Source organism: Pseudomonas sp. MEJ108 (genome assembly GCF_030208985.1).
Classification (GTDB): Bacteria; Pseudomonadota; Gammaproteobacteria; order Pseudomonadales; family Pseudomonadaceae; genus Aquipseudomonas; species Aquipseudomonas fragariae.
The window spans coordinates 19,982-35,194 of sequence record NZ_JARVSW010000085.1 but is presented as its reverse complement, the minus strand read 5'-3'; the positions used below and the strand labels follow the sequence as shown (position 1 = coordinate 35,194).

The 15,213-nt window shown below is 57.3% G+C and carries 13 protein-coding genes and 1 pseudogene; 6 read left to right on the top strand and 8 right to left on the bottom strand.

The window, feature by feature from the left end; translation table 11 throughout:
* Nucleotides 1–99: 99 nt before the first annotated feature.
* The 3 genes from QRN50_RS25495 to QRN50_RS25485 form a co-directional block, all read right to left on the bottom strand.
* Nucleotides 100–1,500: a hypothetical protein gene (locus QRN50_RS25495; RefSeq protein WP_024642322.1), complete on the bottom strand. Its 1,401-nt coding sequence runs from the start codon at nucleotides 1,498–1,500 to the stop codon at nucleotides 100–102.
* Nucleotides 1,501–2,216: 716 nt separating this feature from the next.
* Nucleotides 2,217–2,477 carry a DUF1652 domain-containing protein gene (locus QRN50_RS25490; protein WP_003403781.1) on the bottom strand — a complete coding sequence of 87 codons (261 nt, stop codon included), beginning with the start codon at nucleotides 2,475–2,477 and terminating at the stop codon, nucleotides 2,217–2,219.
* A gap of 405 nt (nucleotides 2,478–2,882) precedes the next feature.
* The gene (locus QRN50_RS25485) at nucleotides 2,883–3,380 is read right to left on the bottom strand and encodes a GNAT family N-acetyltransferase (RefSeq protein ID WP_003403782.1); all 498 of its coding nucleotides are present in this window, start codon (nucleotides 3,378–3,380) and stop codon (nucleotides 2,883–2,885) included.
* Nucleotides 3,381–3,745: 365 nt separating this feature from the next.
* Here QRN50_RS25485 and QRN50_RS25480 point away from each other — a divergent pair, with 365 nt between their 5' ends.
* The 3 genes from QRN50_RS25480 to QRN50_RS25470 all read left to right on the top strand — a co-directional run bounded on the left by QRN50_RS25480 (nucleotide 3,746) and on the right by QRN50_RS25470 (nucleotide 7,412).
* A complete protein-coding gene (locus QRN50_RS25480) occupies nucleotides 3,746–4,690 on the top strand; it encodes an alpha/beta hydrolase (RefSeq protein WP_032654974.1) in 945 nt (314 codons plus the stop codon).
* Between the two features lie 54 nt (nucleotides 4,691–4,744).
* Nucleotides 4,745–5,185, top strand: coding sequence for a GNAT family acetyltransferase (locus QRN50_RS25475; protein WP_024642324.1), 441 nt, complete (start codon nucleotides 4,745–4,747; stop codon nucleotides 5,183–5,185).
* Nucleotides 5,186–5,294: 109 nt separating this feature from the next.
* On the top strand, nucleotides 5,295–7,412 hold the full coding sequence (locus tag QRN50_RS25470) for a TonB-dependent siderophore receptor (RefSeq protein WP_024642325.1): 2,118 nt from the start codon (nucleotides 5,295–5,297) through the stop codon (nucleotides 7,410–7,412).
* A 58-nt stretch (nucleotides 7,413–7,470) separates the two neighbouring features.
* Here the strand turns inward: QRN50_RS25470 and QRN50_RS25465 are convergent, their stop codons facing one another.
* The gene (locus tag QRN50_RS25465; RefSeq protein ID WP_003403786.1) at nucleotides 7,471–7,992 is read right to left on the bottom strand and encodes a DUF3237 domain-containing protein; all 522 of its coding nucleotides are present in this window, start codon (nucleotides 7,990–7,992) and stop codon (nucleotides 7,471–7,473) included.
* A gap of 184 nt (nucleotides 7,993–8,176) precedes the next feature.
* Here QRN50_RS25465 and QRN50_RS25460 point away from each other — a divergent pair, with 184 nt between their 5' ends.
* The 3 genes from QRN50_RS25460 (at nucleotide 8,177) to QRN50_RS25450 (ending at nucleotide 11,125) form a co-directional block, all read left to right on the top strand.
* Nucleotides 8,177–8,794 carry a TetR/AcrR family transcriptional regulator gene (locus tag QRN50_RS25460; RefSeq protein ID WP_003403787.1) on the top strand — a complete coding sequence of 206 codons (618 nt, stop codon included), beginning with the start codon at nucleotides 8,177–8,179 and terminating at the stop codon, nucleotides 8,792–8,794.
* Between the two features lie 93 nt (nucleotides 8,795–8,887).
* Nucleotides 8,888–10,555, top strand: coding sequence for a methyl-accepting chemotaxis protein (locus QRN50_RS25455; RefSeq protein WP_371834304.1), 1,668 nt, complete (start codon nucleotides 8,888–8,890; stop codon nucleotides 10,553–10,555).
* Between the two features lie 141 nt (nucleotides 10,556–10,696).
* Nucleotides 10,697–11,125 (top strand): nuclear transport factor 2 family protein, encoded by a 429-nt coding sequence (locus QRN50_RS25450; RefSeq protein ID WP_032607810.1) that lies wholly within the window; start codon nucleotides 10,697–10,699, stop codon nucleotides 11,123–11,125.
* 28 nt (nucleotides 11,126–11,153) lie between these two features.
* Here QRN50_RS25450 and QRN50_RS25445 read toward each other — a convergent pair whose 3' ends face one another.
* The 4 genes and pseudogenes from QRN50_RS25445 to QRN50_RS25435 form a co-directional block, all read right to left on the bottom strand.
* Entirely contained in the window at nucleotides 11,154–12,035 is an 882-nt protein-coding gene (locus QRN50_RS25445; protein ID WP_024642587.1) for a CAP domain-containing protein, read from the bottom strand.
* 138 nt (nucleotides 12,036–12,173) lie between these two features.
* On the bottom strand, nucleotides 12,174–13,037 hold the full coding sequence (locus QRN50_RS26125; RefSeq protein WP_404944258.1) for a methyl-accepting chemotaxis protein: 864 nt from the start codon (nucleotides 13,035–13,037) through the stop codon (nucleotides 12,174–12,176).
* A pseudogene (locus tag QRN50_RS26120) lies at nucleotides 13,032–13,814 on the bottom strand (MCP four helix bundle domain-containing protein); the annotation flags it as partial. The pseudogene QRN50_RS26120 and the gene QRN50_RS26125, both read right to left, overlap by 6 nt.
* A gap of 199 nt (nucleotides 13,815–14,013) precedes the next feature.
* Nucleotides 14,014–14,739, bottom strand: coding sequence for a GNAT family N-acetyltransferase (locus tag QRN50_RS25435; RefSeq protein WP_003403793.1), 726 nt, complete (start codon nucleotides 14,737–14,739; stop codon nucleotides 14,014–14,016).
* Nucleotides 14,740–15,213: the final 474 nt, after the last annotated feature.

Here is a 15,213-nt window from a genome sequence, read left to right as displayed (position 1 = left end):
TTCAATGCTGATTTGCCGTTTATTGGCAGACCGGCCATACGGCGTCCCTGGGACGCCGTTTTTTATGGCCGCCATTCTGCGCTTCTCTGCTGCACCCGCTTAACCGGCTTGAAGGCCTAACACCGCCTGCATGAATCCGTCCGAAATGAACGTCTCGGCAGCTACAGGCTGATGAGCGAGTCTGCGCGTGACCGCCTCCAGTACCGCTCGGCTGGCATCATGATGAAACTGCCAGACGCCGTATATCCGGCCGTCGAAGGCGGGTTCGCTGCCTAATTGCGGGTCGACGCCCAGCCCGGCGCCCAGGCCGAAAAGATGCAGCCCCCTCATTCGACGACCGTGCTGATCGACTGGACAGCCGCCAGCGTCCGAGTCGAGACCACCCTTGGCCTCGCGCAAACTGACGGGGTTGCCATCGGCATCCCACAGTCTCGGCAACACGGGCTGATAGCCAGAGCACTGCACGATTACAGTCGAGTCGGCCAGGGCCAGTCGGGCCTGCTCATGTTCATCGGAGCGTCCGCCCAGTGTCTGCAACATCTGCACGCGCACGCCGGTTTTGCCTACGCGGCCGCTTTGCAGCGCCTCGCGTCCGATCTCCAGCGCACGGTAACGCAAACCTCCGGAACGGTTGACCCGACCTGAAACCGGGCAGACATCACACTGCGAGTCGAATGCGTAACCGGCCGCCTGTGCCAGCTCGGCACTTTCGTAAAACAGCCTGATACTGCTGCGATGAACCAGTGTCAGTTCCTGCAGGCCGGCAAACTCCAGTGCATCCGCCAGATTCTCCAGCGTCGAGAACGCGCTGTGAGATCCCCCGACGATGGTTATGCGCCCGTCACCGGCCAGCGCCGGGGCAAACACTTCGCGCAACTGCACCGCGTTCATGCGTAGCAAGCGGTCGGCGCTCTGGACAGTGCAGTGCTCCGGCAGCGCCAGGCCTTGTCGGGCAAGATCATCAATCAAGTGTTGTGGATCCTGTCGCCCGCCCAGGTTGAGTACCAGCGCCTGGCAGCGCACGCGTCTTTTGCCATGCACACTGTCAACGCGCAGACAGAACTCGTCGCCCTCGCAAATGACTTCATCAAGGCGGGTGCCGGACCATACTTCTACGCCATAACGTTGCACGATGTGGTCCAGCACCAGCCTGGCTGCCTCGGCCATGAGCACGCCCACATCCGACAGTTGCGGCGCGCTCTGTGCCTGCGCCTTGATGCGCCAGTAGGCTGCCGAGTATTCGAGGGTCTCGAACACCTCGCGCAATGCCGGATCGCGAAGGCAATCGATGAATACATCGCCTACCGAGTTGGCAGTGATCCGGTAGTCTCCCAGCGCACCCGCCCCGGGCCGGTCACTTGCATCAATGACAATCAGTCCTTTCGCAGCAAGCCCGGGCATCGCGCCGCTCTTCAGGGCGTTGAACAAAAAACCCATGCCTGCCAGCCCGGCACCGCCCACCACACAACCGCAGGCTGTTTCCATACAGTTATCAAACATAATGATGCTCCATCGTCATTTTCATACGTTGGTGCAGTCCAGAAGTTCTGGATGATCGAATGCCTGGCTGATAAGGCGAACCAGCGTCCATGCACGATTCGAGGCGAAACATACGCAGCAGAATACACACGCGCTCATTCACGGCGCTGAGGAGACACCATGGTTAGAAAAGGTGGTCTTCACAAAAAATTACAATACTGCAGGTACAGTTTGAAGTTTCAGACCTGCCAGAAGGGATGCGTCATGCTACCGCCCTTTTTTAGACAGCGCTTTTATCAACCTGCAAAGAGTGACAATGCGTTACAAAATAAGTCGGCAACTGAATAGTTGCAAAGAAACGCGGGAGTGTCAAACGGGCTGCCGGAGTCCGCCATCGCTCAGTGTCGCTGTATAACCTGATGATTTGAATGACCTTGCATCTTTTAATCCTTGAAGGCCACTTCAAAAAGATAGTGTTCGATGACATTAACGCGCTCAATGCGTTCAACTTATTTTTTATCGTCTGCGCTAAAAACAGCATGCTTTCGACGCTGTTAATTTGACGAGCTCAAAGCGGTTGTGCGCCACCAGAAGTTTCGCGGTCATGAAGACCAGACGTGCCCCGTTCCGGGCGCTGAATGAGGCCGCCACAGCGCCCATAAAAATGACAAGGCCCCGATCAGCGATGATCAGGGCCCTGTAACGTGATGCCGCGGCATCAGCGGGGTGCAGCCGTATCAGGCAGCGCTGTAGTACGCTTTCGCTACTCGAGTCGTCACCGGTTCTTCACGCAGCTCGGCCACCAGCGCAGAGATGTCCCGAACCGTATTGATACGGCTGAGCGGCAGGCTCTTCTGACGCTGGGTGCGCCCCGATACCGGGTCGCTTATCTGCACATTCATCTGCTCGTTGGCAATCGTACAGGTGCAACGCAACGGCAGAAACGCACGTTCCACGATGCTCCTGAGTTCTAACTCGGACAGTCCACTCGCGATCATTTCTTTATCTCCTTATGTGTGTAAGCATGTCCCGGCAGTGACAAAATTTTGATAATTTTTATTGTTGATGACTTTTTAAAAACGGCACGCGCCAGCCCGCCAATTATCTGTCGCCACTTACGTGATGCTTAAACCCGTTATACACGGTGCCCTGCACTTCAGGCAACTTCCATAACTGAATATCCCGCGCCCTTTTAACGCTGTTTCTTATTGAGGGCATCCACAGAAAAAACGATTCACCGTCATGATCTTCAACAAAATGGCACCCGGCGTGAATCACAGCGGATAAAAGGCGCGCGAAGCAAGAGAATAAAGACTGACGAACGGTCAACGCCTGGAACGCAAGCGGCTCGACACGGCACGCACGCCCTGTTGAAAAGGGTCGCGCGTGCCCACGTTGAAAACTTACTCTTGTGTATGTTCCAGGTCCTTGCCGGACAGCCGCAGATGAATCAGCGCAACACGTTCGCCGCGCTTATCGCGCTTTTCTTCAATGTGGAACGGACGAAACCCCATCCGCGGATAAAACAGCAAGCCTGGCACGTTGTGGTTGAAGCACGACGCGATCATTTCGCTCGCTTCGTGCTTGTCGAACGCGATCCCCATCATGGTGGTGATCATGAAGCGCCCTACCCCTCTGGACCGGGCCTTCGGTGCGATGATGACGTTGCCCAGCGAACAGCGGCCGCGAAAGGTGCAGTGAGAGAAATTGGCAAAGCCTACCACCTCACCGTCCATTTCGATGACGGTCGAGTCATGACGCGTTTGAAGCGCTTCACTGAGTTGTGAGGCAGTCAACGGGTACGTTGCCCTGGGGAACATGTAGAACAGCTCATCGGCATTCTGCGGCAGCTCGCAGATGAGAGGGACGTCTTTTTCTTCCAGGGGACGGTGAGTGAACATAGGCGGTAACCTCTTGAAGAAATTGAAGAAAGCGCGGGTATACAGCAAGCAGATTGGTGCAGCGGGCGACGGAAGGTGACAAAAACACAGCGCCCTCGCTGACACAGCATAATCCGCAGCTATCGAAAAGGGCTACCTCAATAGCAAAACGTGCTAATGAGCAGCGCTGTTGACCCCGCCTTTGAGCCACCTCGCGCAAGGTGTTGAAGCGATGGGTTTTACTCGAACATCGCGTTCCCGCTCAGCCTGTCAGTGGTTACGGCGCAAGTACGCAATATCCTGTAACCCGGTATTCGTCGGCGGGTCTTGCATCCCGAATGCAGATTCTGCATTTATTTCACTTTGTTGACCGGACTATTCCTTTTATGTCGATTTCGCCACTGGCCCGCTTCAAAGCCCGTCCGCTCAGATGGGTTTGCATGATAGCCATCATTCTTGGCCTGCCCGTCGGCTGTGCAGTGCTTGAACACAAGGAGCGCGAACTGGTGTTTCGCATCGAGCCCGGTACCGCCAGCTGGTACAGCGGTCTGCCGGCAGATGTGCAGGAAATCGAACTCAGTACACCGGCATTCGGTACCTCGCAGAATATCCACGCATGGTGGTGGCCCGCTGCGGACAAGAACGCCCCGGCGGTGTTGTACCTGCATGGATCACGATGGAACCTCACCGGCCAGCTGTTCCGTATCCAGCAACTCAAGGCACAGGGCTACTCGATACTGGCGATCGATTACCGGGGTTTCGGGCAAAGCATGGGCCAACTGCCTTCGGAAAGGTCTGTGTATGAAGACGCACGCATCGCCTGGGAACGCCTGAAGCAATTGCAACCCGACCCGCAGCGCAGGCTGATTTATGGACACTCTCTGGGCGGTGCGGTGGCAGTGGATCTGGCTGCCGAGCTGGGCGAAGACGCTGAAAAGGACAATGCACCCATTCAGGCCCGCGGGTTGATCATCGAATCCACGTTCACCAACCTCGCCGATGTGGCCACCGCGCTTGCCAACACATCGTTGCCGGTGCGTTGGCTGCTGTCGCAGAAGTTCGACTCGCTGGACAAGATTGCAGACATCCATATGCCGGTGCTGATCGTGCACGGCACCGAGGATCGCTATGTACCGGCACGCTTCAGCGAACAGTTGTTTGCAGCCGCGCGGGAGCCGAAGAAACTGTTATTGGTGCCTGGCGGTACGCATAACAACAGCATGCAGCTCGGACAGCCCGCTTACAGCCGGGCCATTCGTGCCCTGTTCGATAAACCGGCATCACTGCCTCAGGTGACAAAACAGGGCAAGGACTCAAAGAACGCCGGTTAGACAGCGCCGGGTGCGTGGCAGTAGTCTTCGGATTCATGGCCTAAGGACCCCGCAATGAACTGTATTGTCGAGTATTCAGACCCGCATCACCGCCTCGCGGTCATCCAGTTGTGGAAGACCGTCTTCAATGACGACATGCCGCACAATCGCCCAGACCTGTCGATCGACAAGAAACTGGCTGTCGACGACCATTTGTTCTTCGTTGCTCTCGCGGATGACGAGGTGGTCGGCACACTCCTTGCCGGCTATGACGGGCATCGCGGCTGGCTGTATTCGGTCGCCGTCGATCCGCAACAGCGCGGCAACGGCCTGGGCACCCGGCTGGTCAGGCACGCAGAAAAGTCGCTTGCGGATCTCGGCTGCGTGAAGATCAACCTGCAGATCCATACCTTCAATGAAAGCGTGCAGGCCTTCTATAAAACCCTGGGCTATACGCCTGAGCTCATTATCAGCATGGGCAAGCGGATCGATGCCAACGTAACGGCTCAGTCCTGAGCTGTCTGCCGAGGCGACCGAAACCATCGGGCGCCTCAATCATTTATTTACATGAGAATTAATATCAAATTACAATTATTGCTATTAACGTCCTAGCAGAGCATCTCCCTTGAGCACTTCCTTCCAATGCCCTCGCCGTCCCGGCTCTTTTCTGCTGTCCGCGCTTTCTCTGGCGATGTTCTCCGGCGGCGCAGTGCATGCTGCCGAAACCGCAACGCTGCCCGCTACGCAGGTGTCGGCAACCGCGACCGAAGCGCAGGAAGGCTACAGCGCCAAAAGCGCCAGCACTGCGAGCAAGAGTGACGTACCGCTCAAGGAAGAAGCGCAGTCGGTCAACGTGGTGACACCGCAAACCATCGCCGACTACAACGTGCGCTCGCTGGACGATGCCATGAAGTTTGTCAGTGGTGTCAGCCAGGGCAATACCCTTGGCAATACCAAGGACTCGCTGGTCAAGCGCGGCTTTGGCACCAACGATGATGGCTCGGTGCTGCGTGACGGCGTGCGCTCGGTGGTGTCGAAAAATTTCGGTGCCACTACCGAACGCGTTGAAGTGCTCAAAGGCCCGGCCTCGCTGCTGTACGGGGCGATGGAGCCGGGTGGCGTGATCAATGTGATCAGCAAACAGCCGCAATACGTGCAAAGCACCACGCTCAGTGGCTCGGCGTACAGCGAAGGCGGCGGCAGCTTCGGCATCGACACCACCGGCCCGCTGGGTGACTCGGGGCTGGCCTACCGCCTGGTGGCCGAGCGTCAGAGCGAGGACTACTGGCGTAACTATGGCGTTGACCAGCACACGCTGGTCGCGCCGTCGCTGTCCTGGACCGGGGAGCGCGCCAGCCTGACGCTGGCTTACGAGTACAACGATTACGTCAGCCCGTTCGATCGTGGCACGGTGTTCACCGGCGGTCATCCGGCCGATATCAGCTACGACAAGCGCCTGGACGAAAAATGGGCAAATACGGTCGGCATCAGCGAAACCGCTACCGCACGCTTCGAGTACCAGCTCAGCGATGACTGGAAAACCCGCCTGACCTACGGCTGGAACAACGACCGCTACAGCCTCTCGATTGCCCAGCCGAGCACGCTGTCCAGCAGCGGCGTGCTGCGACGCCAGGCCAATGGCGGCCATTACGATTATGAAACGCGTTATGCCAGCTGGGACTTCATCGGCAAGCAGGAGGTGTTTGGCCAGCAACATGATCTGCTGATCGGTGCCGAGCAGGAGGATTCCGACAAGTACCGCGGCAAGACTTACCGCAATGGCGTACAGGGTGGCTTCAATATCTTTTCGCCCAGCTACGGCAGCCTGGCGGAGCCCAGTGTTGTCAGTACGACCACCAGCAACCTGAGCAATCAACTGACCTCATCGTCCATCTACCTCAAGGACAACTGGCATCTTGATGACCGCTGGATTCTGGTCCTGGGCGGCCGCTATCAGCATTATGACCAGCACATCGCCCAAGGCCTCGGCGCCAGCCGCAACACTAATCTGAACAAAAATGACGATATATTCCTGCCGATGGCGGGACTGGTATTCAAGGTCAATGAGGACCTGTCGTTGTACGGCAACTACAGCCGCTCTTTCGTCCCCAATGAGGCGGTTAACGATGACGGCACCACCTTCGACCCGGAAGAAGGCCGCAGCTACGAAGTCGGCGCCAAATATGCGCTGGCACCGGAACTCGACTTCAACCTCGCCGTGTTTGACATAGAGAAGAAAAATGTTGTGACCACCGTTGCTACCGGCGTCAGCGAAGCGGCTGGCAAAGTGGGTTCACAGGGCGTGGAGCTGGACGTGACCGGTCGAATTGCCGAGCGCTGGGACATGATCGGCACTTATGCCTACACACATACCGAAGTGCTTGATGACCCCAAAAACGAGGGCAACCGTTTGAGTCAGGCACCGAAACATACCGCCAGCCTGTATCTCACCCATCACCTGCAAGTCCCGTCCGGTCTGGGCGAATGGCATGCCGGTGGTGGCGCGCGCTATGTCGGCGATAGGGCGGGTGACAACGCAAACACGTTCTACATGAGCAGCTACACCGTGGCTGATGCGTTCCTGCGCTGGGATGTGCCAATGGCAGGTTATAAAACCCGCCTTCAATTGAACGTGGATAACCTGTTCGACAAGCAGTACTACCCGTCCAGTACCGACAGCCCGTTGCAGGTCAATGTGGGTGAACCACGCACCGCACGCCTGAGCGCCAGCGTCACGTTCTAAGAGGTTGCCACGAAGCAGGCCTGCGCGGGCTTGCTCCGTGGGCAATCAAACGGATGAATCAGAACTTCATTCGGTAAAAACTGATCAGCGCTTCATTGCCATACAGGTATTCGAACCTGCCGATGAATGCGCTCTTCTCCAGCCACTCGTTAGGGCCCAGAGCGACCTGAAAGCGTGGTGTGCAAGTGCACTGGTAATGGCCTTCGCTGATTGGCCATAGCCCGTTCTGAAGTTCGTGCTGGCCCGTTTCGTCAACGAGCAGAGCACCCCTGCTTTCAACGTTGATCATTTCGCCCAACTGGGTGACCAGCGTGAAACGGGTTTCGAGAAAGGCAAGCTCGGATGACAACTCAACCAGCGTATTGCTGCCGCCGGAGAGTACCGAGCCGCTGAAGTTTTCGCCGTAAAACTCCCCGCCCACTACATTGCTGTTGCTACGCAGTCCGTCGCTGCATATCCCCATGAGCACAGGCGCGTCGGTCTTCAGAATCACGGTCAGCACTTTTTCAAGATGAGGAGCGGCTACCGTTTTACCACGAAAAGCGCGTTTGACGGATTTGTTGAAGTCGATAATGGTCATAGAACTGTTCACTCCATCTTTGAATGGATTCGGGCAACGAATGGCCGGGTGCAGTCCATCGGCATTTATCTACGCCTGCTTTTCCAGTAAGCTCCACGGAGTCGACTGAAATCGTACCGAACGGTTCAGTTCCAGTCTAGAGAATTTTGTACACGATCTGCTCACTGGAGAATTGAGGATATGAATGAAGGTCCGTACTGAAGCTCGCCGCGAAGCCATCATTGATGCCGCAGCAAGTGTCTTCCTCGAAATGGGCTACGAGCGTGCCTCGATGAATGAAGTCACCAAACGAATGGGTGGCTCCAAGGCAACGATCTATAGTTACTTTCCCTCCAAGGAAGAACTGTTCATCGCTGTGGTCAACAGGCTTGCAACTGCCCATCTGGCCGACGCGGTTTCAGAGCTGGCGATCCAGGATGACAAACCGATCGATTTGCGGGCCCTGTTCACGCGCTTCGGGGAACGCATGCTGATGGTGCTTATCAATGATGACAAGGCATTGGCCGTGTATCGCATGGTAGTGGCCGAGTCCGGGCACTCGGACATCGGCATGATGTTCTACGAGTCCGGCCCCAGCCAGTGCCTGCAGACAGTTACCTCGCTCATGACTCTGGCGATGCGAAAAGGCCAGTTGCGTGAAACCGATCCGCACATCGCCTCGTTGCAGCTGACCTCGCTGTTGACTGCCGAGACCGACATTCGCCTTTACCAACAGGCGCCCATGCCGCTGAGCATCGAAGAAATTCGCGCCATGGTCGAACGCGCAGTGGATACCTTCATGTTGGGTATGGAGAAACGTTGAGTCTGCATAACAGAACCAGCCGGTACTGATAAGAACCGTAATTGCAACCCTTCTGACACACCTTGTTACTCTTTTGCAGCCAAGTTAATCCGAATGAGGGCGATAGCTGTCTACCCTCTCGGAGAAATACTCATGATCCTGCGAAAACTCAACCTGGCCGCGCGCTCGACGCTTTGTTTCGGCGTGTTCTGCCTGATGATCATTGCCTTGGGCTTGCTTGCCCTGCGTCAGGCAGCCGAGCTCAATGCGGCGGAAAAATTCATCGAGACCAATGTGCTTCCGAGCGTGAAACAGCTCGCATCGATCGATCGGGAGTTTGTCAGTATCCGCGGCAACAACGCCCGTGTGCGCAATCCGATTGAGCCGCAGGATCGAAAGACCAAGGCGCTCAGCGATATCCAGCAGTCGCGCTCGCTGATCGCCGGCTATTTTGACACGCTCGGCAAATTGATCGTGACTCCGCAAGGGCGCCAGGCCTTCGACGAATTGTCCCAGGCACAGGCCGGGTATCAGGTGGCACAGGATCGCTACCTCGCCTCGGTAGCCGCCGGCAATCTGGAAGCTGCAGTGGCAACTTCCAATGGCGAAATGAAAAGCGCGGCCGATCAGGTTGAAACCGGGCTGAAGAAACTCATTGGCGTCAACGACGCCAAAGCCGAGAAAGCCGGCGCTGCCGCTAACGCTGCCTATCAGCAGACGCTGTGGATGGTGGGCATTTTCATCACCGTAGGCGTCATCACCACGCTGCTCCTCGCCTGGATGTACACCCGCAGTCTAACTGGCCCGATTGGCGATTCGTTGAGTATCGCGCAACGCATTGCCACCAATGATCTGAGCCAGGACATCCCGCAACATGGCACTGACGAGGCGGCGAAACTGATTGCCGCACTCGCCACCATGCAGTCCAACCTGCGCAATGCCCTGACCCTGATCGGCGACTCCTCCACCCAGCTGGCTGCGACTTCCGAGGAAATGCATGCCGTCACCGAAGACGCCTCGCGCACCATTCTGCGCCAGACCAACGAGATCGAAATGGCAGCCACCGCCGTCAACGAGATGAGCGCGGCAGTAGAGGAAGTGGCCAGTAACGCCGCATCGGCATCTGAGGTGACCTCGCAATCCAGCACTGCAGCCATGGCTGGGCGCGCGCAGGTCGATGAGACCGTCACGGCGATCAACCTGATGGTCTCCAAGGTGCAGATCACCTCCACTGAGGTACAAGGCCTGGCCGTCATGGCGACGGATATCAGTAAGGTGCTGGATGTGATCCGTGCCATCGCGGAACAGACCAACCTGCTGGCACTCAACGCAGCCATCGAAGCGGCTCGTGCAGGTGAAGCCGGGCGGGGTTTTGCGGTGGTGGCGGACGAGGTCAGGGCGCTGGCGCATCGCACCCAGCAATCAACCCGTGAAATCGAACAGATGGTCGACTCGATCCAGACCGGCACCGGCAATGCTGTCAGCGCAATGGAGCAGACCAGCGTTCAGGCCCACAAGACACTGGAGATGGCCAATGGCGCTGGCAAGGCGCTGCTGGAAATCACCGAATCCATCAGCCAGATCAATGAACGCAACCTGATGATCGCCACCGCCGCCGAAGAGCAGGCTCAGGTCGCTCGAGAAGTCGACAGAAGCCTGGTCAGCATTCGTGATCTGTCCAGCCAGACATCCGAGGGCTCCAATCAGACGGCCATCGCCACTGCCGAACTGTCGACCCTGGCTTCAAGCCTGAACCGTCTCACCAAGCAATTCCGCGTTTAAGCCCCTCTGCCGGGAAGCTCGCTTCCCGGCATCTCCCCTTGTCGAATGGCCTTCCCTGATCTAAGTTGTACGACGACAGATGAATTCTGTCATCTGAGCCGGTTTCGCTCACCTTCAATAATCACAAGAAAAGGGATGAACATGAAAAAGCTGACACTGCTGATGGGGTTTCTGTGCCTGTTCACCGGTTACGTCGCGGCCTCGCCTTCCGACGAGACCGATGTCGCCAATGCCGTAGACAAACTGACACAAGCCATGTGGCACAAGGACATAGCGCAACTCGATGCGCTGACCGCCGACAACCTCACGTATGGTCACTCCAGCGGTACTATCCAGGACAAGAAGGCATTCATTGCGGACATCGAAACCGGCAAGAGCGCCTTCAATGACCTGAAGATGCTCAATCAAAAGATCACCCTGTCCGGCGACGTGGCACTGGTGCGCAATCACTTTTCGGCTCAGGCGGTGAACAGCGGCAAGCTTGTGCCGACTGAAATCGAGAACTTCCAAATCTGGCAAAAGCAGAACGGCCAATGGTTGCTGATCGGCCGTCAGGCATTCCGCTTCTGATTCCAGGTTACCAGCGCAGCGCCAGACGCTACTGCTGCGTGCCGAACATTGCCGTCCAGTAAATTCCTGCGTCACTTTTGGGGTCCATTGCGTAGGCTGCGCCCAGCTCGCGGAAATCCGGATTCATCAGGTTGGCGCAGTGGCCCGGGCTCAGCAGCCAGCCATCCACGACCTTGCGCGCACTGTCCTGGCCGGCGGCAATGTTCTCGCCCACCTGCTGACCCACATACCCGGCCAGTTCGGCGCGGTCGCCAGGCGTGCGGCCGTCGCGATCCTTGTGGTCAAAAAAGTTTTGATTGGCCATCGCCTGGGAATGACGTTGCGCAGCGGTCCCCAGCACCAGGTTCCAGGCCAGCGGCGTGGTAGCGGCGAAGGATTGTGTGCCGCACTGGCGTGCCTGAGTGCGGGCATTGTTGATCATGCCCAGAATCTTTTGCCCCTCTGCCTGCCAATCGCCAAGACGCGACGCGACCAGCGAGCGCGCCAGCACGATACGCCAGTCTCGCCCTTCGCGGCTGACCCCGATGTCGACGAATTGCGGGTCCAGCACCACGCGGCAGAAACTCTCCAGCACCGCCTTGAGTGCAGCGTCTGCATTGTTCGGACCGGACAGGCTTATCGCCTGCACAGTGACCATCGGATAGGAAGCACGGGTCAGCGCCTGTTGCAGGTCCAGATTGCCACTGGCCGGCAGCACCAGACGCGCGTCGCTGGTCAGCGGCGGCAGTTCCATGGACACCTGCTCGCCGCAGCGCTGCGCCTGGCCGCGATAGGCATTGAGGGATTCGATCAATTGCGTTTCGTCGCCGGCCAGCGCAGCACTGGCAAACACGCCAGAGCACAACAAGGCCAGAAAGGATATCGACACTCGCGGGAGCGACAGGCGCAGAAGGTAATGAATGACAGGCATGAAAAGTCTCTCTCGGGCTGAGTCCGCCTATGATGCGCGAAATGACCCGGTCGGGCGCAACGCCTTTTTTATGCCTGACCGGAATTTAACAACCGATCGGGCCCAGACGTGCGCCAGACAATGCCTCGTGAGGACGACTTACAGCTTGAAGTTGGCAACCAGTGAGTTGAACGAAGTGGCCAGTCGCGACAGTTCCTGACTGGACGCGCTGGTCTGGTTGGCACCGGCAGCGCTCTGGGTCGACAGGTCCTGAATATTGATCAGGTTGCGGTCTACCTCGCGGGCCACTTGGGCCTGCTCTTCCGAGGCGGAAGCAATGACCAGATTGCGCTCGTTGATGGTGGCTACACCCAAGGTGATTTTCTCCAGCGCCGCGCCCGCACGCAGGGCCAGTTCCTGCGTGTTGGTGGCCAGCGACAGGCTCTTGCCCATCGCCGCAACCGCGCCGTCGGCACCCGACTGCACGGTGCTGATCATGCCTTCGATTTCCACTGTCGATGCCTGGGTACGGTGCGCCAGGGCCCGAACCTCGTCAGCCACCACCGCAAAACCACGGCCCTGCTCGCCAGCACGTGCAGCTTCAATAGCGGCGTTCAAGGCCAGCAGGTTGGTCTGCTCGGCGATACTGCGAATCACGTCAAGCACCTTGCTGATTTCCCGCACATGCCCGGCCAGCTCGGAGACAGCGCCAGTGGATGCGGTGATCTCGTGGACCATGGTGGTGATGCCCTTGACCGTGTGATCGACCTGACCACGGCCATCGACCGCATCGTCTGTAGCGGACTTCGACGCTTCAGACGTGGACACCGCGTTGCGCGCCACTTCTTCCACCGCGGCAGTCATCTGATTGACGGCTGTTGCCGCCTGCTGGATTTCGTCGTTCTGGCGAGTCAGCCCGCGGGTGCTTTCATCGGTGACGGCGCTCAGCTCTTCGGCAGCGGAAGCCAGCTGGTCCGAGGCACTGGCAATCTGTTGAATGGTGTTTTTCAGACCGCCCTGCATATCGGACAGCGCGTTCAACAGTTGTCCGGCCTCATCGCCACTGGTAGAAACAATAGGCTGAGTCAGGTCACCGCCCGCAATGCGCTGAGCACTGGCGACTGCGACAGCCAAAGGACGGGTGATCATGCGGGTAATCAGCACGCCCAGCATGATCGCCACCAGAAACGCGATCACCACACCAATCTCCAGCATCAATACCGAACTGGCCTTCAGGTCGGCAGCAGCGGCTGCGCCTTCCTTGATCTGACGATTGTTGGAGTCGATCATGACGCGCATGTAACTGCGCACCTTGGTAAAGCTTTCCGAGGACAGGCTGTTCAACTGGGTCCGGGCAGCCTCGTAATTACCTGCCTTCATCAGGTCGACAACCTGTTGAGAGCCGGAAATGTAAGCGGGCAGCATCAGTTCCAACTGATCACCGGCAGCGCGCTCGTCATCTTCCAGAGGCGTGGCACGGTAGATCGCGAACACTTTTTGCGCACGGGCCAGGTCATCACTCAACGCCTGACGAACTCGATCCTTGTCCGTTTCGGAGACACCGCCATCCTGCGCATCCAGCAAACGGTACAACCCGCGGTTGTGAGCGGTAAAGCTGGTCAGCGCTTCGTTGGTGTTGCTGACCGATACAAGGTTGTTGGAGAAGGTCAGCTCAAGGGCGTTGGCCAGGCGGGTCACGCCCACCATTCCCAGAGCGCCGACGGCCAGCGTAATCAATGCACAGATGATGAAAGCAGAGAGCAGCTTGGTGGAAAACTTGGACTGACGCAGGACGTTCATGGGGCTTACCTGTTGCTGAATGAGGAGTGGTGTCAGTGCCGGAATGAGTTGATCAAACAGCGATGATGTCATAATGACTTCACCTCATTTGGATCGTTCCACGGCCTCCTCGCTTTTTGATAAAAAGAGCTTTGACAAGTCGCACGTGTGCAACTAATGCCCTCTATCGGTCCTGCCTCGTTCGCACGCTCTTCTTTAATCAGTGCAGGCGCAACGTTTGCGACACGCCGTCTGCCAGGCCATCGTTGCCAAGACGTTGCTCGGCGAACGTTCTCGCTTCAAGGGCCATGCGGTCCAGATGGCGGTCGCGTTGCTTCTCCGCATCGACCATCGCGCTGTTGCCATGCTGTTTGAGCAAATAAGCGTGGATCTGCCGCACTTCCACCGAGTTGTAGATCGGCGCGATATCCATGACCGCAAGCAAGCCGTCAGTACCGTGATCACGCGTGTTCATGATGACCTGCGGACCACGCGCACCCAGCACCTGAAAACCCATCGCCTCGAAATACGCGACTTTGCCGACCACGCAATACAGCTCTGCGTGCGGATAGCGACTGGTCATTTTCTCCAGCATCGAGCGTGCGATGCCCTGACGGCGGTGGCTGTCGCGCACCGCCATGTAAGCTACGGCGCAGGCCTGCGGATCATCCTGCACAGGCAGGTACAGCAAAAAACCCAATACGGTTTCAGGGTCCTCGTCGTCCAGCGCGACGATCAGCTCCACGGCCAGCTGCTGCGAACCGTCCATGGCATTCAGGTACAGATGCACCTCGTACCCCACGCCGTACTGGTAAAGGTTGTACAGCGGGTTGCTCGGCGCGATGGCTACCAGGCTGATGTCAGTCACGTAATCGACGACCATCTGCTGGATCTGGCTACGGATGAATTCCGGCGGCGGGGTGTGTAGCAGCATGATCGTTGGCATGGGACAAGGGGCTCCATTAAAGAGGTGTGCCTGTACAGAATGTGGCCACATGATAGCGCGTCGAGGCATTCAAGACCGATATTGTCATATTGCCAGCATTCTGCAGCGCGGCACCTTAGTTACAACTTATACGATGACCTGGAAAAAGAATATCAAATAGCCACCTACTGACAAGATGGCCACAAGTATCAGTACGATCGTACCAGCGCACATCACGGCCATCTGTAGTGCTACCAGACAATAAAGCTGATAATGATTCACATTGACCTGAACACGGAGAAAAACAGCGTATTTAATGACTGCCGACATTTAATAAAAATCAAATATTTTCAATGAGATGCATAACTAGAGAAGGCAGGAAAATATAACTTGATCCACCGCATATGAACGTGCCCTCAGTGCACCATATCAACGGGTACAAACATTCTTTACCGGGTCTACCTTTTGCCCGAGTATTTATCTCAATCGCCCCGA

Coding starts and splice junctions, on each gene's coding strand:
- QRN50_RS25495 (WP_024642322.1), bottom strand. CDS start 1,500: ATGTTTGATAACTGTATGGAAACAGCCTGCGGTTGTGTGGTGGGCGGT.
- QRN50_RS26125 (WP_404944258.1), bottom strand. CDS start 13,037: ATGCAGGGCGGTCTGAAAAACACCATTCAACAGATTGCCAGTGCCTCG.
- QRN50_RS25485 (WP_003403782.1), bottom strand. CDS start 3,380: ATGTTCACTCACCGTCCCCTGGAAGAAAAAGACGTCCCTCTCATCTGC.
- QRN50_RS25435 (WP_003403793.1), bottom strand. CDS start 14,739: ATGCCAACGATCATGCTGCTACACACCCCGCCGCCGGAATTCATCCGT.
- QRN50_RS25465 (WP_003403786.1), bottom strand. CDS start 7,992: ATGACCATTATCGACTTCAACAAATCCGTCAAACGCGCTTTTCGTGGT.
- QRN50_RS25480 (WP_032654974.1), top strand. CDS start 3,746: ATGTCGATTTCGCCACTGGCCCGCTTCAAAGCCCGTCCGCTCAGATGG.
- QRN50_RS25490 (WP_003403781.1), bottom strand. CDS start 2,477: ATGATCGCGAGTGGACTGTCCGAGTTAGAACTCAGGAGCATCGTGGAA.
- QRN50_RS25455 (WP_371834304.1), top strand. CDS start 8,888: ATGAGGGCGATAGCTGTCTACCCTCTCGGAGAAATACTCATGATCCTG.
- QRN50_RS25445 (WP_024642587.1), bottom strand. CDS start 12,035: ATGCCTGTCATTCATTACCTTCTGCGCCTGTCGCTCCCGCGAGTGTCG.
- QRN50_RS25450 (WP_032607810.1), top strand. CDS start 10,697: ATGAAAAAGCTGACACTGCTGATGGGGTTTCTGTGCCTGTTCACCGGT.
- QRN50_RS25475 (WP_024642324.1), top strand. CDS start 4,745: ATGAACTGTATTGTCGAGTATTCAGACCCGCATCACCGCCTCGCGGTC.
- QRN50_RS25460 (WP_003403787.1), top strand. CDS start 8,177: ATGAAGGTCCGTACTGAAGCTCGCCGCGAAGCCATCATTGATGCCGCA.